We start from the raw sequence: 19503 nt of genomic DNA, 5'->3' as shown, positions 1-19503 counted from the left end.
TGCCCGGTTGCGGGCGTCGAGGGCGGTCGCGGTCAGCTGTACGGGGGCTTCTCCGGGTTGTAGTGCCAGAACTGGTTGTCGCCGCTGTGGAACTCCCACTGGATCACCGGGGTGCCGTCGGTCAGGGCGCCGCCCGAGACGTCCAGGACGAGGCCGCTGTAGCCGTTCACGATCCGGCGGGGCGTGCCGGGGTGGCTGGCCGGGGGGTCGCTCCAGCTCTGGTTGGCGCCGCCGTCGCAGGTCCACTGGTCGGCCTGGGTGCCCCAGGTGGTGCTGAAGGCCGGGATGTCCAGGCACTTGCCGCTGTTCAGGTTCACCCAGCCGCGGGCGCTCTGGGTCCACTGCTGGTTGGCGCCGCCGGTGCAGGTCCAGATCCGGACCGGGGCGCCGTCGTCGGTGCGCCAGTCGGCGACCTCCAGGCACAGGTCGTCAGGGCCCGCGTACATGCCGGTGCGGATCTCGGCGGGCCCGAAGTCGGCGGTGGCCGCGGTGGTGGCTGCGGGGGCTGGCGGGGCGGTGAGCGCCACCGCGGCGGTGGCGAGGGCGGCCGTGGCGGCGGCGAGCCGCGCACGACGGGACAGCCGGGAAATGCGGGACAGCCGGGAAATGCAGGACAGGCGGGACTGGCGGGACATCAGAGCGTCCTCCGGGGGGTCGCGGATGCGGAGCGGTCGGCGAGGAATCCCAGCAGACGTCGCCAGGAGTCCTGGGCCGCGTCCGAGTATTCGACGGCGGAGAGCTCGAAGAAGTTGTGCGGCGCGCCCGGGTAGGTGACGAACTCGTGCGGGTTGCCGGCGGCGGTCAGGGCCGCGTCGAAGGCGTCGACGGCGGCGGGCGGGATGTGCTCGTCCGTGCCGCCCCAGAAGGCGAGGATCGGCGCGCTGAGGCCGGCCGCGAGCTGAGTGGGCCCCGGGGAGCCGTTGATCGCGTCGGGGTATCCGTAGAAGCCGACCGCGCCGGCCAGCCCGAACCGGGGTGCGGCGGCGCGGAAGGCCTGCCGGCCGCCGAAGCAGAAGCCGAGCGCGACCACCTCGGCCGGCCCGCTTGCGCGCAGCCGGGCGAGGCCGGCGGCCAGGTCGGCGTCCAGGCCTTCGGGGGTGAGGGCGAGCAGGTGGCGGAGCAGGCCGGGCAGGTCGCCGAATTCCTCCGGGCGGCTTTCGGGATCGGCTCCGGCGGTGCGGCCGTAATAGTCGACGACGAGCGCGGGGTGGCCCTGTTCGGCGAGCCGGGCGGCGGTCTGCCGGTAGAAGCCGGAAAGGCCCTTGTTGTCCGGCAGGACGAGGACGCCGACCCCGGTGGCCACCTCGGGGCGGGCCAGGAAGGCGGCGAACTCGGTGCCGTCCGCCGAGGTCAGGGTGAGCGCCGCCGCCTCGGCCAGGGGCCAGAGCGCGGGGGTGACGGCGGGCGGGGCGGCGTCGGGGTCGTAGCACACGGGGTCCACCTCACGGATCGCGAAACCGCCGGGCGCGGAATGCGCCCGGCGGTCGGCGATATTAGCGAGGAATTCCCCGGAATTTCCTAGATCATATCGCAGAGAGATCTTTTTTCGAAGTGCTTTCCGGTGACGTTGCGGTCACATTCTCGGCGCCGGATCCGGGGGAATTCCGTTCGGCCCGGCGCAGCGCCCCGGCGCTCAGCAGCAGTGCGAAGGCGAGCGCGGTGACCAGGCCGAAGGAGACGGTGAGCGAGGTCGCCTGGGCGAGGGCGCCGATGATCGCGGGCGCGACCAGGCCGGAGGTGTAGGTGACGGTGGCGACGCCCGCGATGGCCTGGCTGGGGTTGCTGCCGATCCGCCCGGCCGCCGCGAAGGCCAGCGGGACGGTGACCGCGATGCCGATGCCGATCAGGGCGAAGCCCGGGATGGCGAGCGCCGGGCTGTCGGCGGCCACCACCAGCAGGCCGCCGACGGTGGCGACGGCGCCGCCGAGACGGGTGGTGCGCACGGCGCCGAGCCGGCGGACCACCGCGTCGCCGCAGAGGCGGCTGACGGCCATGGTGAGCGAGAAGGCGGTGTAGGAGGCGGCCGCGACGGTGGCCGAGGCGCCGGTGACGTCCCGCAGGTAGACGCCGCTCCAGTCCATCGAGGCGCCTTCGGCGAAGACGGCGCAGAAGCCGACCAGTCCGATCACCAGCGAGCTGCGCGGCGGCAGTGCGAACCGCGGCGGCTCCTCCGCCCCCTCCGGTGCCCGCAGGTCGGGCAGGTTGCGGCAGACGGGCTGCGCGAGGGCGAGCAGCACGAGCGCGGTGACGGCCAGTTGGAGCCGGGCGTCGAGGTCGAGGTGGGCGGCCAGGATGCCGAAGCCGGAGGCCAGCAGCCCGCCGGCGCTCCACATCCCGTGCAGTCCGGACATGATCGAGCGGCCGAGCCGCTGTTCGATCTCCACGCCCTGCGCGTTCATCGCGACGTCCGCCATCCCGGCCGAGGCGCCGTACGCGAGCAGCGCCACGCACAGCACCGGCAGTGAGGGGGCGAGCGCGGGCAGGGCGAGGGCCAGGCACCAGAGCGAGATCAGTCCGCGGACGGCCGCCCGCCCGCCGTAGCGGTGGACGAACCGGCCGGCCAGCGGCATCGCGAGGGAGGAGCCGATGGCGGGCATCACCAGGGCCAGGCCGAGCTGGCCGGGGGAGAGGTCGAGGCGGTCCTGGATCCACGGGATGCGGGTGACGAAGCTGCCGCTGACGGCGCCGTGCACGCCGAAGACCAGGGCGATGCCCGCCCTGGCCCGGCGTGGGGAGGCCAGTGGCTCCAGTGAGTGTGCGGTCGTGCTCATCCGGCGTTCCCTCCCGGGTCGCGCAGGCGGGGCGGCGCGACGGTGCCCTGTGTGGGTGGTTGATGTGTTGGTGGGTGGTCTGACGTGCCCGGCGGTGGTTCTGACGTGCCTGAGGGTGGTCTACGTGCAGGCCGTTCGGTCCGCGCGGCGGCGACGGCCGTCCGGCGGATGGTCCGATAAAATTATCAGGAAGGGACCCTGATAGAAACACTCTGGAAGGATGAGCCGCCATGACCACCGCGCGCACGGCCACGCCGAGCACCGCCCGGGCGATCAACGACCGGCTGGCCCTCAACCTGCTCCTCGAACAGGGCCCCCTGACCGCGACGGAGCTGCGCGACCTCACCGGCCTCTCCCGGCCGACCGTCGCCGACCTGCTCGACCGCCTCCAGCGCACCGGCCTGGTCGCCGTCGTCGGCGAGCGGGGCGAGCAGCGGCGTGGCCCCAACGCCCGGCTCTACGCGCTGGTCGCCTCCCGCGCCCACCTCGCCGCCTTCGACGTGCGCTCCGGCGGCGTCAGCCTGGTCGTCGCGGACCTCGCCGGGCGCACCCTCGCCAGCGCCGAGGTCCCGGTGCACGGCGACGGGACGCCCGACACCGCACAGCACCTGGTGCGCACCCTGCTGGACACCGCGCGCGGCGTCGGTGTCGAACGGCTGCACACCGTCGCCGTCGGCGCCCCCGGACTGGTCGACCCCGCCACCGGCCGCCTCAACAGCACCGGGAAACTCCCCGCCTGGCACGCCGAACTGCTCGCCGAACTGCGCGGGCTGCCCGGCACCGAGGTGATCCTGGAGAACGAGGTCAACCTGGCCGGCCGGGCCGAGTACCGGATCGGCGCCGCCCGCGACCGCGACACCTTCGTGCTGCTCTGGCTCGGCCACGGCGTCGGCGCCGCCGTCGTCCTGGACGGCCGGCTGCGCCGGGGCTTCTCCGGCGGCACCGGCGAGATCGGCTTCCTGCCCGTCCCCGGCACCGGCGGCCTGCCCAGCGCCACCGGCTGCGACGGCGGCTTCCACAGCCTGGCCGGCAGCGCCGCCGTCTGCGAGCTCGCCCGCGCCCACGGACTGCCCGCCGGCGCCGCCGGGGACGCCCCCGCCGCCGAGGCGGCCGTCCGCGCCGCGCTGGACGCCCTCGGCCCGGACGGGCCCGGCGGGCCGTTCCTGGACGAGCTGGCCGCGCGGATCGCGGTCGGCGCCGCCAGCATCTGCGTCGTCCTCGACCCGGGCTGCGTGGTGCTCGGCGGCGAGCTCGGCCGGGCTGGCGGCGCCGAACTGGCCGGCCGGGTCGAACGGCGGCTGGCCGAGCTGTCGCCGCTGCGCACCGAGGTCCGGCCCGGCACGGCGGGCGGCGGCGCGGTACTGGCCGGGGCCGTCCTCACCGCCGGGGACGCGGTGCGCCGCGACCTCTTCGGCGAGCCCTGACCCGCCTCGCTTGGCGGCCCCGGCCGCCGGTACGGCAGGATGACGGCGACGGCCCGCCGCGCGTGCGGCGTCCCCGTTCCCGTCCCACGTTCCCCGGGCCAGCCCCGGGGCGGTCCCCGAGTCAGTGTCAGGAGTCGTACATGGGCCAGTCCGAGGCGCCGGTCAACCCGTACCGCATCGGTGAAGCCGCGGCGCTGCTCGGGGTCAGTGCCGACACCATGCGGCGCTGGGTGGACGCGGGGCGGGTCGCGGCCGAGCGGGACGAGCACGGCCACCGGATCATCCCCGGCGTCGACCTCGCCGCCTTCGCCCGTGAGCTGGCCCGCCCGGAGAACGCCGAGGCCGAGGGTCGTCCGTCCTCGGCCCGCAACCGCTTCCCCGGGATCGTCACCCACGTGGTGCTCGGCGACGTCGCGGCCCAGGTGGAGGTCCAGGCGGGGCCCTTCCGGGTGGTGTCGCTGATCAGCCGGGAGTCGGCGGAGGAGCTGAACCTCGTCCCCGGTGCCCCCGCCACCGCGGTCATCAAGTCCACCAATGTGATGATCGAGCGGCGTTAGCCGCGCGCCGCGCGCCGACGGCGCGTCGAGCCCCGTCCGTACCGGTTCCGAACGAGAGGCCCGCCCGGGATGTCCCACCCGCATCTGCCGACCACCCAGAGCGCCGTCCGCGCGGTCGGGGAACCGGCCGCCGACCGCCGCCGGGTGCTCGCCGTCGCACACCGCGGCGACCCGTACCGCCACCGCGAGAACACCCTGCCCTCCGTCGAGTCCGCGCTCGCCGCCGGCGCCGACGCCGTCGAGGTGGACGTCCAGCTCACCCGCGACCGGGTGCCCGTCCTGCTGCACGACCGCACCCTGGAACGCCTCTGGGGCGACCCGCGGTCGATCGGCCGGGTCACCACCGCGCAGCTCGACGAACTGCGCCGGGGGCCGCTCGCCGTCCCGACCCTCGCCGAGACGGTCAAGGTCGTCGCGGCCGCCGGAGGCCCCCGGCTGCTCATCGACCTCGACGACCCCGGCCCCGTCGCCGCCACCTGGTCGGTCGTCACCGGCCTCGGCGCCGAAGGGCTGGTCTCCTTCTGCGGCCCCGCCACCGCCATGCTCGCCGTCCGCGCGCTGGCGCCCGACGCCGAGATCGCCCTCACCTGGAAGGAGCCCCGGCTGCCCGTCCGGGCCCTGCTCGACGACCTGCGCCCGCGCTACCTCAACCCGCCGTTCGGCCTGGTCACCCCCGAGTTCACCGCCGCCGCCGCGGACGCCGGGCTCGCCGTCTCCACCTGGACCGCCGACCTGCGCCGCACCATGCGCCGGCTGCGCGACACCGGGGTCGCCTCCATCACCAGCAACCGGATCGGCGTGCTGCGCGCCGTCCTGGACGGCCGCCGGTGAGCCTGCCGCCTGCTGGTCGGGGTCGGTCGTTCCGGGTGGACGGGGGCGTTCCGGGGCGAACTGAGGTCCGGCGCTCGAACGCGTCCGCCAGGGCGCTTCGTCCGATGAGGTGAGCTCCACCGGCTGCTCTGTACGCGACGGACGGGGGGCGGATTGAATCGGCTCCACCCTTGATCGGTTGGACGACGGCGTGCCGTTGTCGCCGGGGAGCCGGCCGGAAGCGGGCACGCTGATGGATCGTCCGCCGAGACGGGGTGATTCGGACTCGTCGACGAGCCAGGCGGAGGTGGCCGTGCCCGAGGAGCACCCGGCTGGGGAGGGCCCGGCGGTGGAACCCCGGTTCGTGGGCGGGGCCGCGCCGGACCCCCGCAGGCCGTACCTGATGCTGCCGCCGGTGGTCCGGCAGGCGGCCGCCTGGGCCGCGGCGGTGATCCTGCTGCTCGCCCTCGCCTCGCTGCTGGTCTTCGCGCTGGTCGAGCTGCGGGCCGCCACCGTGCCGGTGGTGCTGGCGCTGCTGGGGGCCTCGCTGCTCTATCCGGCGGTGCCGTGGATGGTCCGGCGGGGCGTGAACCGGGGGCTGGCCGCCGGGCTCACCTGCGTGCTGCTGGTCGCCGCCGTCAGCGGGGTGATCGCGCTGCTGGTCAACGCGCTGGTGCACAGCGCCCCGCAGATCGCCGAGTCCCTCCAGCAGGCGGGCAACCAGCTCGCCGCGTGGCTCGGCCCGACCGGGGAGAAGATCCGGCACGCGCTGGACAACGCCAAGGGGGAGACCAACTCGCTGGTCTCGACCGTCACCAACGGCGTGCTGTCCGGGCTGGGTCTGGCCACCCAGCTGATCGCCGGCGGCGTGCTGGCGCTCGCCCTGGTGTTCTTCTTCCTCCGGGACGGCCACCGCACCGGCGACACGATCCGCTCCTACCTGCCCGAGCGCAGCGCCGAGACCGTGATCGCCTGTGCCGAGCGGGCCTTCGACGCGATGGCCGGCTTCATGCGCGGCACCTCGCTGATCGCGCTGATCGACGCCACCTTCATCACCATCGGCCTGGTGGCGCTCGGGGTGCCCGGCGCGCCGGGGCTGGGCGCGCTGGTGTTCATGGGCGCCTACATCCCGTTCGTCGGGGCCTTCCTGTCCGGGGCGGCGTCCGTGCTGGTCGCGCTCGCCGACGGCGGGATCGGGACGGCGCTGTGGGCGCTCGGCGTGGTGATGGCGGTCCAGCTGTTCGAGGGCAACGTGCTCCAACCCCTCATCCAGAGCCGGACGGTGGAGCTGCACCCGGCCACCATCATGGTCGCCGTGGTGGCCGGCTCCGGGATCGCCGGCATCCTCGGGGCGCTGCTCGCCGTCCCGGTGTGCGCCGCCGGTGTGGGCATCGTCTCCGTCCTGCGCGGTGTCCCCGCCCCGCGGGCCGCCCGCCGCGCGGGGAACGGGGAGTAACCCGGTTGCCGGGGGCGGGGCGGGCGTGCGAGCATCACTAATGCGATAATAGTCGCGATAGTGAGGGTGGGGGTTCGCATGACACGGATCGCGGAGCTGATCGAGGTCGCCGAGGAGGGGGCCGGACCGTACGGGGTCGCCGTGGGGCCGGACGGGGGCGTGTGGTTCACGCTGGTGCACGCCGGGGAGATCGGACGGCTGGCAGCGGACGGCACGGTCGAGCGGTACGGCCTCGGGGCGCCGGAGTGCGGGCCCGCGGTGCTCACCGTCGGCCCGGACGGCGCGCTCTGGTTCACCCGGATGCGCGACCACCGGATCGGACGGATCGACACCGACGGGAAGACGCGCTCCTTCGCCGTCCCGACGGCGGGCGCCGGGCCGTACGGGATCGCGGCGGGGCCCGACGGGGCGCTCTGGTTCACCGAGCTGAACGCCGACCGGATCGGGCGGATCACCGTCGAGGGCGAGGTGACGGAGTACCCGCTGCCGCGGGCCGGGGCCTTCCCGTCGTTCATCACGGCCGGCCCGGACGGCGCGCTCTGGTGCACGCTCAACCAGGCGGACGCCGTCGCCCGGATCACCGTCGGGGGCGAGGTCGCCGTCCACCCGCTGCCCACCGGGGGCACCGCCCCCGTCGGGATCACCGCCGGGGCGGACGGCGCGCTCTGGTACGTCGGCATCGGCGGCGGGCTGGTCGGCCGGATCACGGTGGACGGCGAGGTCACCGAGTACCCGCTGGCCGACCGGGCGGCCCGGCCGCACGCGATCACCTGCGGCCCGGACGGCCGGCTCTGGTTCACCGAGTGGGGCGCCGGCCGGATCGGGGTGCTCGGCCCGGACGGGCAGCTCGACGGCCACCGGCTGCCCGGCCCGGCCGCCGAGCCGCACGGCATCGCCGTCGGCCCGGACGGCGCGGTGTACGCGGCGCTGGAGCGCGGATCGATCGCGCGGTTGGCGCCGCGTCAGGGCTGACGGCGCAGCAGCTCCTCCAGGTCGGCCAGCAGGTCGAGGGCGGCGGCGCGGTCGGGCACCGCCGCCGGAGCCGGGGAGCGCTCGGCGATGACCCGCAGGGCGGCGGCGGCCTGGCGGGCGAACAGGGCGAGCAGGTCCAGCTCGGGCAGGCTGGACCGGGCCTGCGGGGCCGGGTCCAGCACCTCCAGGACGCCCAGCACCCTGCTGCCGTGCGTCAGCGGCGCCGCCATCAGCGCGTTCGGAACGTACGCGGTGGACTCGGCGAAGGCCCGGTCGAAGGTGCGGCTCGCGCCCAGGTCGTCGACCACCATCGGCTCGCCCGAGGCGGCGACCCAGCCCGCGATGCCGCTGCCCGCCGGGAAACGGCGGCCCACCAGGGACTCCTCGCCGCGCCCCGAGACGGCCTGGAACACCAGCTCCCCGGCCGCCTCGTCGAGCAGGCAGACCGAACCGGCCTCGGCGCCGAAGATCGCTCGGGCCACGTCCACCACGGACTGCAGCAGCTCGCGGGCCAGCGGGTCGACGGCGGGATCAGTGCTGAGGGTCATCGGGCGCCTCCGTGATGGGGGTGGACGGGGTGGGCTCGGTCGTCGAACTCCCGCCTGGGGGACGGTGAGGACCGGCCCCGGTGCCGACCTGGACGTTGGCTGCGGTGAGGTAGAGCGCGCTCTTCAGCTGGAAGGTCGTCAGCCTCGGGTGGCCGGACAGGATGCGGGCGCACAGCCCGGCGACGTACGGGGTGGCGAAGCTGTTGCCGGTGGTGCGGATGGTGGAGCCGCCGAGCCAGGGGACCCGGACGTTCTGGCCGGGGGCGAAGAACTCGACCGGCGGCGCCGGGTTGTACAGGTGCAGGGCCGGGTCGTCCTCCTGGTGGCTGCCGACCGAGATGACCGAGGAGAACCGCCAGGGGTAGCTCTCCACCGGGGTGTTGTGGGCGGAGGCGACGATCGCGGTGCGGGCGAAGAAGGCGTCGTCGGCGATCGCGTGCAGCTCCTCCAGGAAGCGGGTCCGGGTGGTGGAGAGGCTGAGGTTGACGACGTCGAAGCCCTGCTCGACGGCCCAGCGCAGCCCGGTGATCAGCATGTCGCCGGTGCCGGTGAAGCGTTCGCCGAGCACCCGGACGCTGTACAGCTCGCAGTCCGGGGCGGTGCGGCGGATGATGCCCGCGCAGGCGGTGCCGTGGCCGCAGGTGTCGCCGGTGCGGTCGGGGCGGACCACCAGCTCCCGGGTCGTCGGGTCCTTGACCACCACCCAGGAGCCGTTCAGCGGGCCGACCAGCGGGTGGTCCGGCTCGATGCCGGAGTCCACGACGCACACCCGCACGCCCTTGCCGGTGCCCCCGCCGCCGGGACCGGTGGTGTCGGGGCCGGCGCTGCCGTGGGCGGCGCTGCCGTGCGCGGTGGTGTCGGCGAGCACCGGCAGGTCCGCGGCGGCCCGGCCGCGCAGGCTCCAGGTGAGGCCGGCCGGGCCGCTCACCGGGCGCCCCCGAGCCGCTCGGCCCGGCGCACGCCCGGCAGGTGGCCCTTGGCGGCGAACCGGTCCCGGGCGGTGGCGGCCGCCACAGCGGCCTCGGCGCGCCGGTCGAGCAGCAGCAGCGCGTGGGCGCGGTCCAGCGCGGTGAGCGCCTGGAGCAGCAGCGACTCGGTGGCCTCGGCGGCCTGGGCGGCGGCCGCGGTCAGCTCCAGCGCCGGGTCGGCCTCACCCCGGGAGGCGGCGAGCCGGCCGCGCAGCGCGTCCAGCTCGATCGCCAGCACCGGCGGCAGCGCGGACGTGGCGTCGACGCCGTCCAGGTGGCGGGCGGCCGGGCCCGGGCGGTCGGTGTCCAGCAGGGCGCGCGCGGTGGTGAGGGCGAGCCGGGGCAGCGGGGCGGCGTTGCCCAGCCGGCGGGCGACCTCGGCGGCGTCGGCGAGCAGGTCCAGCGCCTGCCCGGTCTGGCCGGTGGCCGCCGCGGCCTGGGCGGTCAGGGCCGGCAGCGAGACCATCGCGTCGGCCAGCGACAGCTCGCCCGCCAGGCCGTTGGCCTCGGCCAGCAGCAGTTCGGCCTCGCCGGGCCGGTCGCGCAGGGCGAGCAGGACGGCCAGCGGGCCGTTGAGCGCGACCCGCACCGTCCGGTGGCCGGCGCCGTGCCCGGCCAGCAGGGCCCGCAGCCGGAAGACGGCGTTCGGGACGGGCTCGGGGCCCGCCAGCAGGGAGGCGGCCAGCGCGGCCAGCACGGCGGCCCGGTCCAGCTCGGCGTCGGTGCGGGCGGCGTGGTCGAGGGCGTCGTCCAGCAGCCGTTCCGCCTCGGTGTGCCGGCCCGCCAGCAGGTGTTCCTCGGCCAGGCGCAGCCCGGCCCGGGCCTGGCCCAGGTCGTCCCGCAGGTCGATGAAGAGCGGGAGGACGGCGCGGGCGGTGGCGGCGGGCTGCTCCGGGCCGGGCGGCAGGCCGCGGGCGGCCAGCGCGAGCCGGGCGTGCGCGGCGTCCAGCGGGTCGGCGGCCGAGTCGCGGACCTGCGCCAGGACGGGCAGGGCCTCGTCGGCCCGGCCGAGCGCCAGCCGGGCCTCGCCGAGGCGGCGCAGCGTCGGGCCGGCGGTGCGCTCGTTCGGGTAGTGCAGCCGGACGGCGCGCTCCAGCAGGTCGGTGGCGGCGGGCAGGTCGGCGTGGGCGAGGGCGTGGGCGCCGGCCACGCCGAGGGCGGCCGCCGCGCGGGTGCGCAGGGCGTCCGTCCGGGCGTCCAGCAGGCCGAGTTCGAGCCGGTAGCGGTGGGCGCGCTCCAGGTGGCCGCCGACGGCGGCGTCCCCGGCGGCGCGGACGGCCGGCAGGTCGGCGGCGCGTTCGTGGCGCTCGGCGCGGGCCCGCTTGGACATCGACTGGTAGACCGACTCCTGGACCAGGCCGCTGCTGAACCGGAAGCTGGTGCCGGCCGGTTCGACCAGGCGGCGCTCGGCCAGCCGGGCCAGCGCGGCGTGCAGCCGCGGCGGGGTGTCGTCGCCCGCGGGCAGGCCGGGGAGGCCGTCGAACGGACCGGTGAAGACGTCGTCCTCCGGGTCGGCGAAGGCGTCCTGGTCGGCGCCGCCGCGGGCGAGCTGGGCGAGTTCGGCGGCGGTGAAGGCGCGCCCGAGTACGGCGGCCAGGTCCAGGGTGGTGCGCTCGTCGCGCTCCAGGTCGTCGATCCGCGCGCTGAGCAACGCCCGGCCGGTGGGCGGGAGTTCGTCGGCGAGGGCGGGGCCGTCCGCCTCGGTGAGGGCGGCCAGCAGCTCCTCCAGGTGCAGCGGGTTGCCCTCGGCCCGCTCCAGCAGCCGGGTCGGCACCGCGTCCTGGTGGGCGCTCAGCTCCGTCAACTGGGCGGCCAGCAGCGCCGATTCGTCCCAGGACAGGCCGCCGACCGGCAGCGCCGGCAGCTCCGGGCGGGAGGCCGGCAGCTCCGGCCGGGCCAGGCACAGCAGCAGCACCGGGGACTGGCCGAGGGCGGCGACCAGCCGCTCGGCGGCGTCCAGCAGCACCGGGCCGGCCCACTGGCAGTCGTCCAGGACCAGCACGGCCGGGCGCTCGACGGTCCGCCCGCGCAGGATCGCGGCCAGCCGGTCCAGGGACTGTTCGGCGCTCACCCCGGGCGCGGTGGCCTGCGCCAGCCGGTCCAGCGCCTCGGCGGGCGCGGGCGTCCCCGGGCCGCCGAGCAGGGCCCCGACGGCCTCCGCGAGCGGGGTCAGGACGCCCTGCTCGCCGTAGCTGCGGCAGCGGCCGGTGCCGCAGCGCGCGGTGTGCCGGCCCGTCCGCTCCTGCCACTCGCGCACCAGCCGGGTCTTGCCGATCCCGGCCTCGCCGACGACCAGCAGCAGTTCGGCGCCCTGGCCGCCGGCCACCCGGGCCAGCGCGGCGTCCAGTTGGGCGAGTTCGCGCTCCCGCCCGACCAGCGGGACGTCGAAGCGGCGCAGCAGCTCGGGGTCGTCCTCGTCCAGCCCGACCAGGCGGTACGCGGTGACCGGCTCGGTCTTGCCCTTGAGCCGCAGCGGGCCGACCTCGTGCACCTGGGCGGCGGGCCCCGCCGCGCGCAGGGTCTGCGGGCCGATCAGCACCTGGCCGGGGGCGGCCTGGGTCTGCAGCCGGGCGGCGATGTTCACGGTCTCGCCGGAGATCAGGGCCTGGCGCGCCGAGGCGTCCGAACCCGCCACCACCTGGCCGGTGTTGACACCGATCCGGACGTCCAGGCGGACCCCGAGGGTGGCGTCCAGCTCGGTGTTGAGGTCCTCCAGGTCCTCCAGCATGGCGAGCGCGGCGGCCAGCGCCCGGTGGGCGTCGTCCTCGCGGATCACCGGGACGCCGAACACCGCCATCACCGCGTCCCCGATGAACTTCTCCAAGGTGCCGCCGTGCGCCTCGATCTGACGGTGCATCCGTTCGAAGTAGCGCAGGATCACCTCGCGCAGCGTCTCCGGGTCGAGCGCGCCGGACAGGGCGGTGGAGTCGACCAGGTCGCAGAAGACCACCGTCACCAGCTTGCGCTCCTCGGCGGCCAGGTCGAGGGCGGCGGCCCGGGGGGTGCCGCAGGCGGGGCAGAACTGGTCGTTCGTGCTGGCGAGTTGGGCGCAGAGCGGGCAGGGCATGGTGGCAGTCCTTCGCTAGTCCTTCGCGGTGCGGGGAGTGCATCGGGGAGTGCGTGGGGTTGGGTGGTGCACGGGGCCGGGGCGTGCACGGAGCCGGGCGTGCGGGCGTGCCGGGCCAGGCTCCCCGGCCCGGCTTCGGGCCCGGTTCGCGGCCGCCTTGCCGGCGGTATGGCCGCAGCCCGGAGCGGGTGCGGGGGGCCCGGCGGACGGGTGCGGCAGGCCGGACGGCGCCGCCGTCGGCGCCCCGACCTGCGGCCATACCGGTGCCGTACCGGTTCCCAGGCCGTGCGCAGCCCCGCCTGCGTACCGTCTTCACCACGGCGGGCCACCACCCGTCGAACCCCCACCGATCAACCCAGCGAGAGGAGTTCAGCCATGGCCGAGAACATCGACCCGATCGTCGGCGAGGACAGCGAGGAGACCCCGGAGGTCGAGGCGCACGCCGCCAACGTCCTGGACCTCCAGGCGATGAAGGTCCTCCAGGAGGCCTCCGACGGCAGCTGCTTCAGCCTGATCAGCTACGTCAGCTCCGCCGAGACCTCCGCCTGACCAGCGGCAGGTCAGCGGTGTCCGGCGCGGGGGCGGGCGCACCACCGCCCCCGGCCGTCGGGCAGTGATTGGCTTCCGGGGCGGTCCCGCCGGTGCGGGACCGCCCCGGCCCGATTCCACCCCCCACCCCGGAGGACGGCCATGGAGCCCACCTCGCTCTCCCGCAACCGGGACTTCCGGCTGCTCTGGGTCGGCGGCCTGATGGCCTCGCTCGGCTCCCAACTCGCCTCGATCGCCCTGCCGTTGCTCGTCCTGCGGGAGACCGGATCGGCCGCCCAGGCGGGCGCCATCGGCACCGTCTCGATCGGCGCGCTGCTGCTCACCATGCTGCCCGGCGGCGTCATCGCCGACCGGATCGAGCGGCGCCGGCTGATGCGGGTGTGCGACGTCGGCAGCCTGCTCGCCGTCACCGCGCTGGTGATCGCCGTCCTGCGCGGCCACACCCCGCTGCCGCTGGTGCTGCTGGTGGCCGCCGCCGGGGCGCTCATCACCAGCGCCTACGGGCCCGCCGCCGGCGGCCTGCTGCGCGCGGTGGTGCCGCGCGAGCAGGTCCGCGCGGCCTCGTCCCGGATGCAGGCGCGCGGCGCCGCAGCCCGGCTGGTCGGGCCGATCGCCGGCGGCGCGCTGTTCGCCTGGCACCCGGTGCTGCCGTTCCTCGCGGAGGGCGTCGGGCTGCTGCTCTCCACCGTCTGCGTCGCGCTGATGCGGACCCGCTCGGTGCCCGCCGCCAGGAGCGGCGCGGCGTTCAGCCGCGGCGAACTGACCGCCGGGCTCAGCTTCATCTGGCGCCAGCCCTACCTGCGCACCCTGCTGCTGATCTTCGGGCTCGGGATGAACTTCGCGTTCAGCGCGCTGATGTTCACCACCCTGGCCGTGGCCTCCGACGGCGGCCGCTCCGGGATCGGCGGCGGCACCGTGGTCTCCTGCACCGCGGCCGGCGCCCTGGCCGGCGCGCTGCTCGCCCCGAGGCTGGAGGCCCGGACAGGGCCCAGAGCGCGCTCTGGGGCGGGCGACGGCAGGCTGGTGGCGCTCAGCTGCTGGGCGGCCGCCGCCACCGCCGGGGTGCTGGTGCTCACCCGGATCCCGCTGCTGATCGGGCTGCTCTGCGCGGTGTGCATGTGCCTGTCCACGGTCGCCAGCATCGGCTTCGTCTCCGGCATGCTGCTCGCCGCGCCGCCCGACCGGATCGGCCGGGTGCAGAGCGCCGCCGGTTTCCTGTCCACCCTGGTCCAGCCGTTCGGCCCGCTGGTGGGCGGCGCGCTGCTCGGCGCCCTGGGCGGCACCCGGACCTTCGCCCTGCTGGCCCTCGCCATCTCGCTCTGCGCGGCCGTGGTCACCTGGGCGCCGCCGGTCCGGCGCGGCCCGGCGCCGGCCCCGGCACCGCTACCGGCGCCCGCAGGCTGAACCGTTCGGCGGCCCGGGAGACGAACGACCCGGAAGAGCTTGGAAGACGACCCGGAAGAGGAGGCGCGCCATGGCCGGCGCCCAGGAGACCCAGCTGTACTGCCTCGCCGATCCGATGTACTACGACACCCCGGGGCGCCTCCGCGACCGGGCCGGCCGGTACCAGCTGGGGCTCGGCGCACCGCCCGCCGGGTGGCGGCGCGAACGGCGCGGGCTGTGGACGGCGCTGCGGCCGGACGGCGCCCGGCTGCCGGAGCAGGGCTGGAAGATCCACGTCTCGACCGTGCCGGAGGAGGCCGAGGCGACCCTGCGGGCCGTCGCGCGGGTCTGCACGGCGCGCCGTACGACGTTCAAGTTCCTGCGCAGCGACGAGGCGCTGCGGGTCGCGAACGGCAAGTACATGGGGCGCGGCAGCAGCGGCAAGTTCGTCACCGTCTACCCGGGGTCGGAGGAGGAGTTCCTGGCCGTGGCGGCGGAGTTGGCCGAGGTGCTGGCGGGCCGCCTGGGGCCGTACGTGCTCACCGACCTGAGGATCGGGACGGCCCCCGTGTACGTGCGCTACGGCGCGTTCGTCGAGCTGTGGTGCCAGGACGAGGACGGGCGGCCCGTGCCCGCGCTGCGCGACCCGTCCGGCGAGCTGGTCCCCGACCGGCGCGACCCGGTGTTCCAGCTGCCCGCCTGGGTCGAACCGCCCGAGGAGCTGCGCCCACACCTGGCCGCCCGGGAGGCGGCCGGCGGCGACCTGCCGTACCGGATCGTCGAGGTGCTGCAGTTCTCCAACGCCGGCGGGATCTACCTCGCCGAGCACCGGACCACCGGGGAGCGGGTGGTGCTGCGCGAGGCCCGCCCGCACGCCGGGCTGGACGCCGCCGGGGACGACGCCGTCACCCGGCTGCGGCGCGAGCAGTGGGCGCTGGAACGGCTCGCCGGCCTGGACTGCGTGCCCCGGCTGCACGAGGTCCGGACGGTCTGGGAGCACACCTTCCTGGTCCAGGAGCACATCGAGGGCGTCCAGCTGTTCGCCGAGGCGATCCGCCGTTACCCGCTGGTGCACCAGGAATGCACCGCCGGACAGCGCGCCGAGTACGCGCACTGGGTGGCCGGGGTCGTGGCCGGGCTGGAGAAGGCGCTCGGCGCCCTGCACGAGCGGGGCGTCCGGTTCGGCGACCTGCACCCGGCCAATGTGATCGTCCGTCCGGACGGTTCGGTGGTGCTCGTCGACTTCGAGTACGCGGAGGAGCTCACCGGCCGCCGTGTCCCGCTCGCCGGCGCGGGCGGGCTCCAGCCCCCGCCCGGGCTCGACGGGGCCGACGCCGACCGCCACATGCTCTGGGCCACCTGGCTGATGCTGCTGATGCCCGTGATGGAGCTGGCCGAACGCGATCCCGGCAAGCTGCCCGCGCTGGAACGGCGGGCACGGCGCTGGTTCGGCCTCGGGCCGGAGGAGGGGCCGGTGCGGCCGGGCGCCGTGGCACCGGTGGCGCCGGTGGAACCGGTCGGCGAACGGCGGGTCCGCGAACTCCTCGCCGGGCCCACCCTCGACGCCGCCAGGAACGAACTCGTCGCCGGCATCCACGCCGGGGCCACCCCCGACCGGCCGGACCGGCTCTTCCCCGGCGACCCGGCCGGATTCGCCGACGGCGGCACCGGCGTCGCCCACGGCGCCGCCGGCGTGCTGTACGCGCTGCACCGGGCCGGGGCGCCCTGCCCCGACGAGTACGCGGACTGGCTGATCGCGGCGATGCGGCGGCGCGGCCCGAGACCGGGCGCAGGCGGGCTCTTCGACGGGCCGCTCGGCGTGGCGGCCGTGCTCGCCCGGGTCGGCCGCGGCGACGAGGCCGCCGAACTGGCCGCACAGGCCCGGCAGGCCCGGCCCGCGCCCACCGTCGCCCTCCACGGCGGCCGGGCCGGCGCCGCGCTCGCCCGGCTGCGGCTCGCCGACGCCCTCGGCAGCCGGCGCGAACTCGCGGACGCCCTCGCCGACGCGCGGGCGCTCGACGCGGTGCTGCGCGGGCAGACCGTCCCGGGGCTCGGCGCGCCGACGGCGGCCGGACTGCTGTACGGCCTCGCCGGGATCGCCCTCGTCCAGCTGCGGCTGTACCAGCGGACCGGCGAGGATTGGTTGCTGGCCTCCGGGCGCGAGGCGCTGGACCGGGCCGTGGCGCAGTGCGTACGGGTGCCCGACGGGTCGGTGCAGGTCCTCGACCGGGGGCGGCGGCTCGCCTACCTCGACCGCGGCAGCAGCGGGATCGCGCTCGTCGCCCAGGAGTACCAGGCGCTCGGCGGCAGCGGGCCCGAGGAGTTCGGCAGGTCCGAGGAGTTCGGCGGGTCCGAGGAGTTCCTCGCCGACGTGCGGCGGGTCTGCGCCCCCGGATTCGTCCGCGAACCCGGGCTGTTCCGGGGCCGCGCCGGGCTGCTGCTGGCGCTGGACCGGCTGGGCGGTCCGGCGGCTCGGGACGCCGTCCGCGAGCAGGTCCGCAAGCTCCAGTGGCACCTGGTCGCGCGGCCGGAGGGGCTGCTCGTCCCCGGGATGCGGCTGCGGCGGTTCTCGGCGGACCTGCACACCGGGGCGGCGGGCGTCCTGCTCGCCCTGCACGCTGCCGAACAGGGCCTGGAGGGCGGGGAGTTACTGGACATGCTGACGCTCGGCCCAAGGGGCGCCGGCCGGCGCGGCGGGCTCAGCTGAGGTTGTCGGCCAGTACGGTGCTGTGCTCGCGGGCGTGCAGGTGGGTGAGGCGGGGGAGGGCGTAGAGGGCGGCGTGGGCGGTGACCTCGCCGGTGGGGGAGGTGACGGCGCCGGTGTCGGTGAGAGCCTCCAGGGTGCGCAGGGCGAGGCGTTCGGGGCGGCCGAGGGCGGCGGCGGCCTCGGGGAGGGTGAACAGCAGGGAGAGCGGGAGGGCGGCGAGCCGGCCGAGGGCGAGGCGGCCCTGGTCGGTGAGGTCGCGCCAGCCGGAGTCGAGGCGGGCGCGGACGGTGACGTCCCCGGCGACGAGTTCGTCCAGGGCGCCGGCCGGGTCGGCGAGGCGGGCCGCGTACTCGGCGAGCGGCAGGTGGCGCAGGACGGCGAGCCGGGTGCCGGCGACCCGCACGGCGAGCGGCAGCAGCCCGCAGGCCTCGACGATCCGGGCGGCGGCCGCGCGGTCGGTGCCGGTCCGGCCGGTGCCGACGATCCGGCCGAGCAGGTCGAGCGCCTCGGCGGGGGCGAAGGGCGGCACGGTGACCCGGTGTACTGAGGCCAGTCCGGCGAGTTGGCTGCGCGAGGTGACGAGGGTGGCGCTCGGGCCGAAGCCCGGCAGCAGTTCGCGGACCACGGCCTCGCCGGGGGCGTCGTCGAGGATCAGCAGCATCCGGCGTCCGGCCAGGGAGGCGCGCCAGAGGGCGGCGGCCTGGGCCGGGTCGGCCGGTCTGGGGTCGGATCGGCCGGTGAGGGCGGCGAGTTCGGTGAGGATGTCGGTGAGCGGGCGCGGGGTGCCGTCCTCGGTGCGCAGCCGGAGCAGCAGCCGGCCGTCGGGGAAGCGGTCGGCGAGCAGGTGTCCGGCGTGCACGGCGAGGGCGGTCTTGCCGATGCCGGCCGGGCCGGAGAGGACCGCGACGCGCTCGCCGCCCTCCGCCAACGCGTCGATCAGGTCGCGCAGTTCGTGGCTCCGGCCGGTGAAGTCGGTGGTGTCGGCGGGCAGCAGTGCGCCGTTCGGGCCGGGGTGCTGCGCCGGCCGGGCGGTGGCGGGGCGGGCCGGGCCGTGGGCGAGCAGCTGCCGGTAGCGGGCGGTCAGGGCGGGGCTGGGTTCGAGGCCCAACTCGCGGGCGAGCAGCTGGCGGTGGGTGTCGTAGACGGCGAGCGCCTCGGCCTGGCGGCCGGACAGGTGCAGGGCGTTCATCCGGGCGGCCTGGAGGCGTTCGCGCAGCGGGTGGCGCTCGGCCAGGTCGGCGAGTTCCTCGGCGACGGCGGTGGCGTTGCCGAGCTCCAACTCGGTCTCCGCCCAGTCCTCGTGGACGCCGAGGCAGCGGGCCTCCAGCCGGTCGGCCTCGGCCTGGACGGCGGGCGAGCAGCGCAGGTCGGCGAGCGGCGGGCCCTGCCACAGGTCGAGGGCCTGGCGCAGCAGCCGGGCGGCGGGGGCGAGCGCGCCGCTGTCGGCGGCGGCCCGGCCGGCCCGGGCGAGGGCGCGGAACTGGAGGACGTCGAGCTCGGGTTCGGCGACCCGCAGCAGGTAGCCGCCGGCGGTGTGGACCAGCCGCTCGGGCCCGGGGTCGCGGCCGAGCAGGGTGCGCAGCGTGCAGATGTAGACCTGGAGGTTCTTGCGGGCGGTGCGCGGCGGCTCCTCGGGCCAGACCGCGTCGGTGAGCAGGTCGACCGGGACGGCCGTGTTGGCGCGGCTCAGCAGGACGGCCAGCACCAGCCGCTGCTTCAGCGGGCCGAGGGCGAGCGGGCGGCCGTCCGCTTCGCCGGTCAGCGGGCCGAGGACGGAGAAGCGCGGCCGGGTGGGGGCGGCGGGCTGGGCCAGGGGCATCGGCGTACCTCCGGGGCGTGGGTGGGGGCCAGGGCGTGTCCGAGCGGGGGTGTGACCGAGCGGGGGCGTGACCGGTGCGGTGCGGGCGTGGCCGCAGGCTACTTGACGGCCGATCCGATCTGTAGGGCACGGAATCGTCCTGTTTCGCTCACGCGACCCTCACACTTCGGGCACCTGGGGGAGGGGACACCCGGGGGAGGGGGAGGCCGGGTGTGGTGGCGGCCGGCGGGTGCGGTGTCGTGGCCGGTGGGGCGGGGTGGGAGGGGCCGGCGGGGCGCGGCGGAGGGCCGGGGCCGGGGGTGCGGGCCCCGGGGCGGACGGGGCCGGGCGGGGGCGCTCCGGGGCGCGGACGCCGGGGCGGTTCCGGCGTTCCTCCAGCGGTGCTCGTCGGCGCGGTGAGCGCCGCCCGAGGGGCCGGGGAGGGACCGACGGCCACCGGAGGTCCCGGTCCGGGCGTCGGAACGCGGGCCGT

At 76.5% G+C, this 19503-nt stretch carries 15 protein-coding genes; 8 read left to right on the top strand and 7 right to left on the bottom strand.

From position 1 onward, the window contains the following. Positions 1-32: 32 nt before the first annotated feature. From A6F73_RS02290 to A6F73_RS02280, 3 genes are all read right to left on the bottom strand, one after another. Positions 33-635 (bottom strand): RICIN domain-containing protein, encoded by a 603-nt coding sequence (locus A6F73_RS02290; RefSeq protein ID WP_063346195.1) that lies wholly within the window; start codon positions 633-635, stop codon positions 33-35. Continuing rightward, positions 635-1432 (bottom strand): dienelactone hydrolase family protein, encoded by a 798-nt coding sequence (locus A6F73_RS02285; RefSeq protein ID WP_063346194.1) that lies wholly within the window; start codon positions 1430-1432, stop codon positions 635-637. Before A6F73_RS02285 ends, A6F73_RS02290 begins: the two co-directional genes overlap by 1 nt. Before the next feature lie 91 nt (positions 1433-1523). Next, positions 1524-2771 (bottom strand): MFS transporter, encoded by a 1248-nt coding sequence (locus tag A6F73_RS02280; protein ID WP_063346193.1) that lies wholly within the window; start codon positions 2769-2771, stop codon positions 1524-1526. A gap of 230 nt (positions 2772-3001) precedes the next feature. On the opposite strand from A6F73_RS02280, the gene A6F73_RS02275 reads away from it, so the two are divergent. The 5 genes from A6F73_RS02275 to A6F73_RS02255 all read left to right on the top strand — a co-directional run bounded on the left by A6F73_RS02275 (position 3002) and on the right by A6F73_RS02255 (position 7990). Beyond that, positions 3002-4195 carry an ROK family transcriptional regulator gene (locus A6F73_RS02275; protein ID WP_063346192.1) on the top strand — a complete coding sequence of 398 codons (1194 nt, stop codon included), beginning with the start codon at positions 3002-3004 and terminating at the stop codon, positions 4193-4195. Positions 4196-4335: 140 nt separating this feature from the next. Continuing rightward, positions 4336-4752, top strand: a complete 417-nt coding sequence (locus tag A6F73_RS02270; RefSeq protein WP_208869038.1) for a TOBE domain-containing protein — start codon at positions 4336-4338, stop codon at positions 4750-4752. Positions 4753-4821: 69 nt separating this feature from the next. Beyond that, complete coding sequence (locus A6F73_RS02265) at positions 4822-5583, top strand: glycerophosphodiester phosphodiesterase (protein WP_079135360.1); 762 nt, start codon at positions 4822-4824, stop codon at positions 5581-5583. 292 nt (positions 5584-5875) lie between these two features. Continuing rightward, a complete protein-coding gene (locus A6F73_RS02260; protein WP_244293259.1) occupies positions 5876-7018 on the top strand; it encodes an AI-2E family transporter in 1143 nt (380 codons plus the stop codon). Positions 7019-7096: 78 nt separating this feature from the next. Then, the gene (locus A6F73_RS02255) at positions 7097-7990 is read left to right on the top strand and encodes a hypothetical protein (protein ID WP_063346191.1); all 894 of its coding nucleotides are present in this window, start codon (positions 7097-7099) and stop codon (positions 7988-7990) included. Here the strand turns inward: A6F73_RS02255 and A6F73_RS02250 are convergent. The 3 genes from A6F73_RS02250 to A6F73_RS02240 are packed head-to-tail and all read right to left on the bottom strand — an operon-like array spanning position 7981 to position 12573. After that, complete coding sequence (locus A6F73_RS02250) at positions 7981-8538, bottom strand: GAF domain-containing protein (RefSeq protein WP_063346190.1); 558 nt, start codon at positions 8536-8538, stop codon at positions 7981-7983. The genes A6F73_RS02255 and A6F73_RS02250 overlap by 10 nt on opposite strands. Beyond that, positions 8522-9466, bottom strand: coding sequence for a S8 family serine peptidase (locus A6F73_RS02245; RefSeq protein ID WP_079135359.1), 945 nt, complete (start codon positions 9464-9466; stop codon positions 8522-8524). Before A6F73_RS02245 ends, A6F73_RS02250 begins: the two co-directional genes overlap by 17 nt. After that, positions 9463-12573, bottom strand: a complete 3111-nt coding sequence (locus A6F73_RS02240; RefSeq protein WP_063346189.1) for an adenylate/guanylate cyclase domain-containing protein — start codon at positions 12571-12573, stop codon at positions 9463-9465. The genes A6F73_RS02245 and A6F73_RS02240 overlap by 4 nt, the downstream gene beginning before the upstream one ends. A 375-nt stretch (positions 12574-12948) precedes the next feature. Between A6F73_RS02240 and A6F73_RS41230 the strand changes: the two genes are divergently transcribed. From A6F73_RS41230 to lanKC, 3 genes are all read left to right on the top strand, one after another. Beyond that, complete coding sequence (locus A6F73_RS41230; protein ID WP_159398320.1) at positions 12949-13122, top strand: hypothetical protein; 174 nt, start codon at positions 12949-12951, stop codon at positions 13120-13122. Between the two features lie 141 nt (positions 13123-13263). Beyond that, entirely contained in the window at positions 13264-14526 is a 1263-nt protein-coding gene (locus A6F73_RS02235) for an MFS transporter (RefSeq protein WP_063346188.1), read from the top strand. A 70-nt stretch (positions 14527-14596) separates the two neighbouring features. Beyond that, positions 14597-17212 (top strand): class III lanthionine synthetase LanKC, encoded by a 2616-nt coding sequence (lanKC, locus tag A6F73_RS02230; protein ID WP_063346187.1) that lies wholly within the window; start codon positions 14597-14599, stop codon positions 17210-17212. Here the strand turns inward: lanKC and A6F73_RS02225 are convergent. Continuing rightward, entirely contained in the window at positions 17205-19031 is a 1827-nt protein-coding gene (locus tag A6F73_RS02225) for an AfsR/SARP family transcriptional regulator (protein WP_063346186.1), read from the bottom strand. The genes lanKC and A6F73_RS02225 overlap by 8 nt on opposite strands. Between the last annotated feature and the right edge of the window lie 472 nt (positions 19032-19503).

Source organism: Streptomyces sp. MJM8645, assembly GCF_001625365.1.
In the GTDB taxonomy this organism is placed as follows: domain Bacteria; phylum Actinomycetota; class Actinomycetes; order Streptomycetales; family Streptomycetaceae; genus Kitasatospora.
This window is presented reverse-complemented; position numbering and strand designations above follow the sequence as displayed.

What these genes read in the sequence shown, in the direction of transcription:
- A6F73_RS02290 (WP_063346195.1), bottom strand. Translation starts at nt 635, where the DNA reads ATGTCCCGCCAGTCCCGCCTGTCCTGCATTTCCCGGCTGTCCCGCATT.
- A6F73_RS02280 (WP_063346193.1), bottom strand. Translation starts at nt 2,771, where the DNA reads ATGAGCACGACCGCACACTCACTGGAGCCACTGGCCTCCCCACGCCGG.
- A6F73_RS02275 (WP_063346192.1), top strand. Translation starts at nt 3,002, where the DNA reads ATGACCACCGCGCGCACGGCCACGCCGAGCACCGCCCGGGCGATCAAC.
- A6F73_RS02270 (WP_208869038.1), top strand. Translation starts at nt 4,336, where the DNA reads ATGGGCCAGTCCGAGGCGCCGGTCAACCCGTACCGCATCGGTGAAGCC.
- A6F73_RS02265 (WP_079135360.1), top strand. Translation starts at nt 4,822, where the DNA reads ATGTCCCACCCGCATCTGCCGACCACCCAGAGCGCCGTCCGCGCGGTC.
- A6F73_RS02255 (WP_063346191.1), top strand. Translation starts at nt 7,097, where the DNA reads ATGACACGGATCGCGGAGCTGATCGAGGTCGCCGAGGAGGGGGCCGGA.
- A6F73_RS02250 (WP_063346190.1), bottom strand. Translation starts at nt 8,538, where the DNA reads ATGACCCTCAGCACTGATCCCGCCGTCGACCCGCTGGCCCGCGAGCTG.
- A6F73_RS02240 (WP_063346189.1), bottom strand. Translation starts at nt 12,573, where the DNA reads ATGCCCTGCCCGCTCTGCGCCCAACTCGCCAGCACGAACGACCAGTTC.
- A6F73_RS41230 (WP_159398320.1), top strand. Translation starts at nt 12,949, where the DNA reads ATGGCCGAGAACATCGACCCGATCGTCGGCGAGGACAGCGAGGAGACC.
- A6F73_RS02235 (WP_063346188.1), top strand. Translation starts at nt 13,264, where the DNA reads ATGGAGCCCACCTCGCTCTCCCGCAACCGGGACTTCCGGCTGCTCTGG.
- lanKC (WP_063346187.1), top strand. Translation starts at nt 14,597, where the DNA reads ATGGCCGGCGCCCAGGAGACCCAGCTGTACTGCCTCGCCGATCCGATG.
- A6F73_RS02225 (WP_063346186.1), bottom strand. Translation starts at nt 19,031, where the DNA reads ATGCCCCTGGCCCAGCCCGCCGCCCCCACCCGGCCGCGCTTCTCCGTC.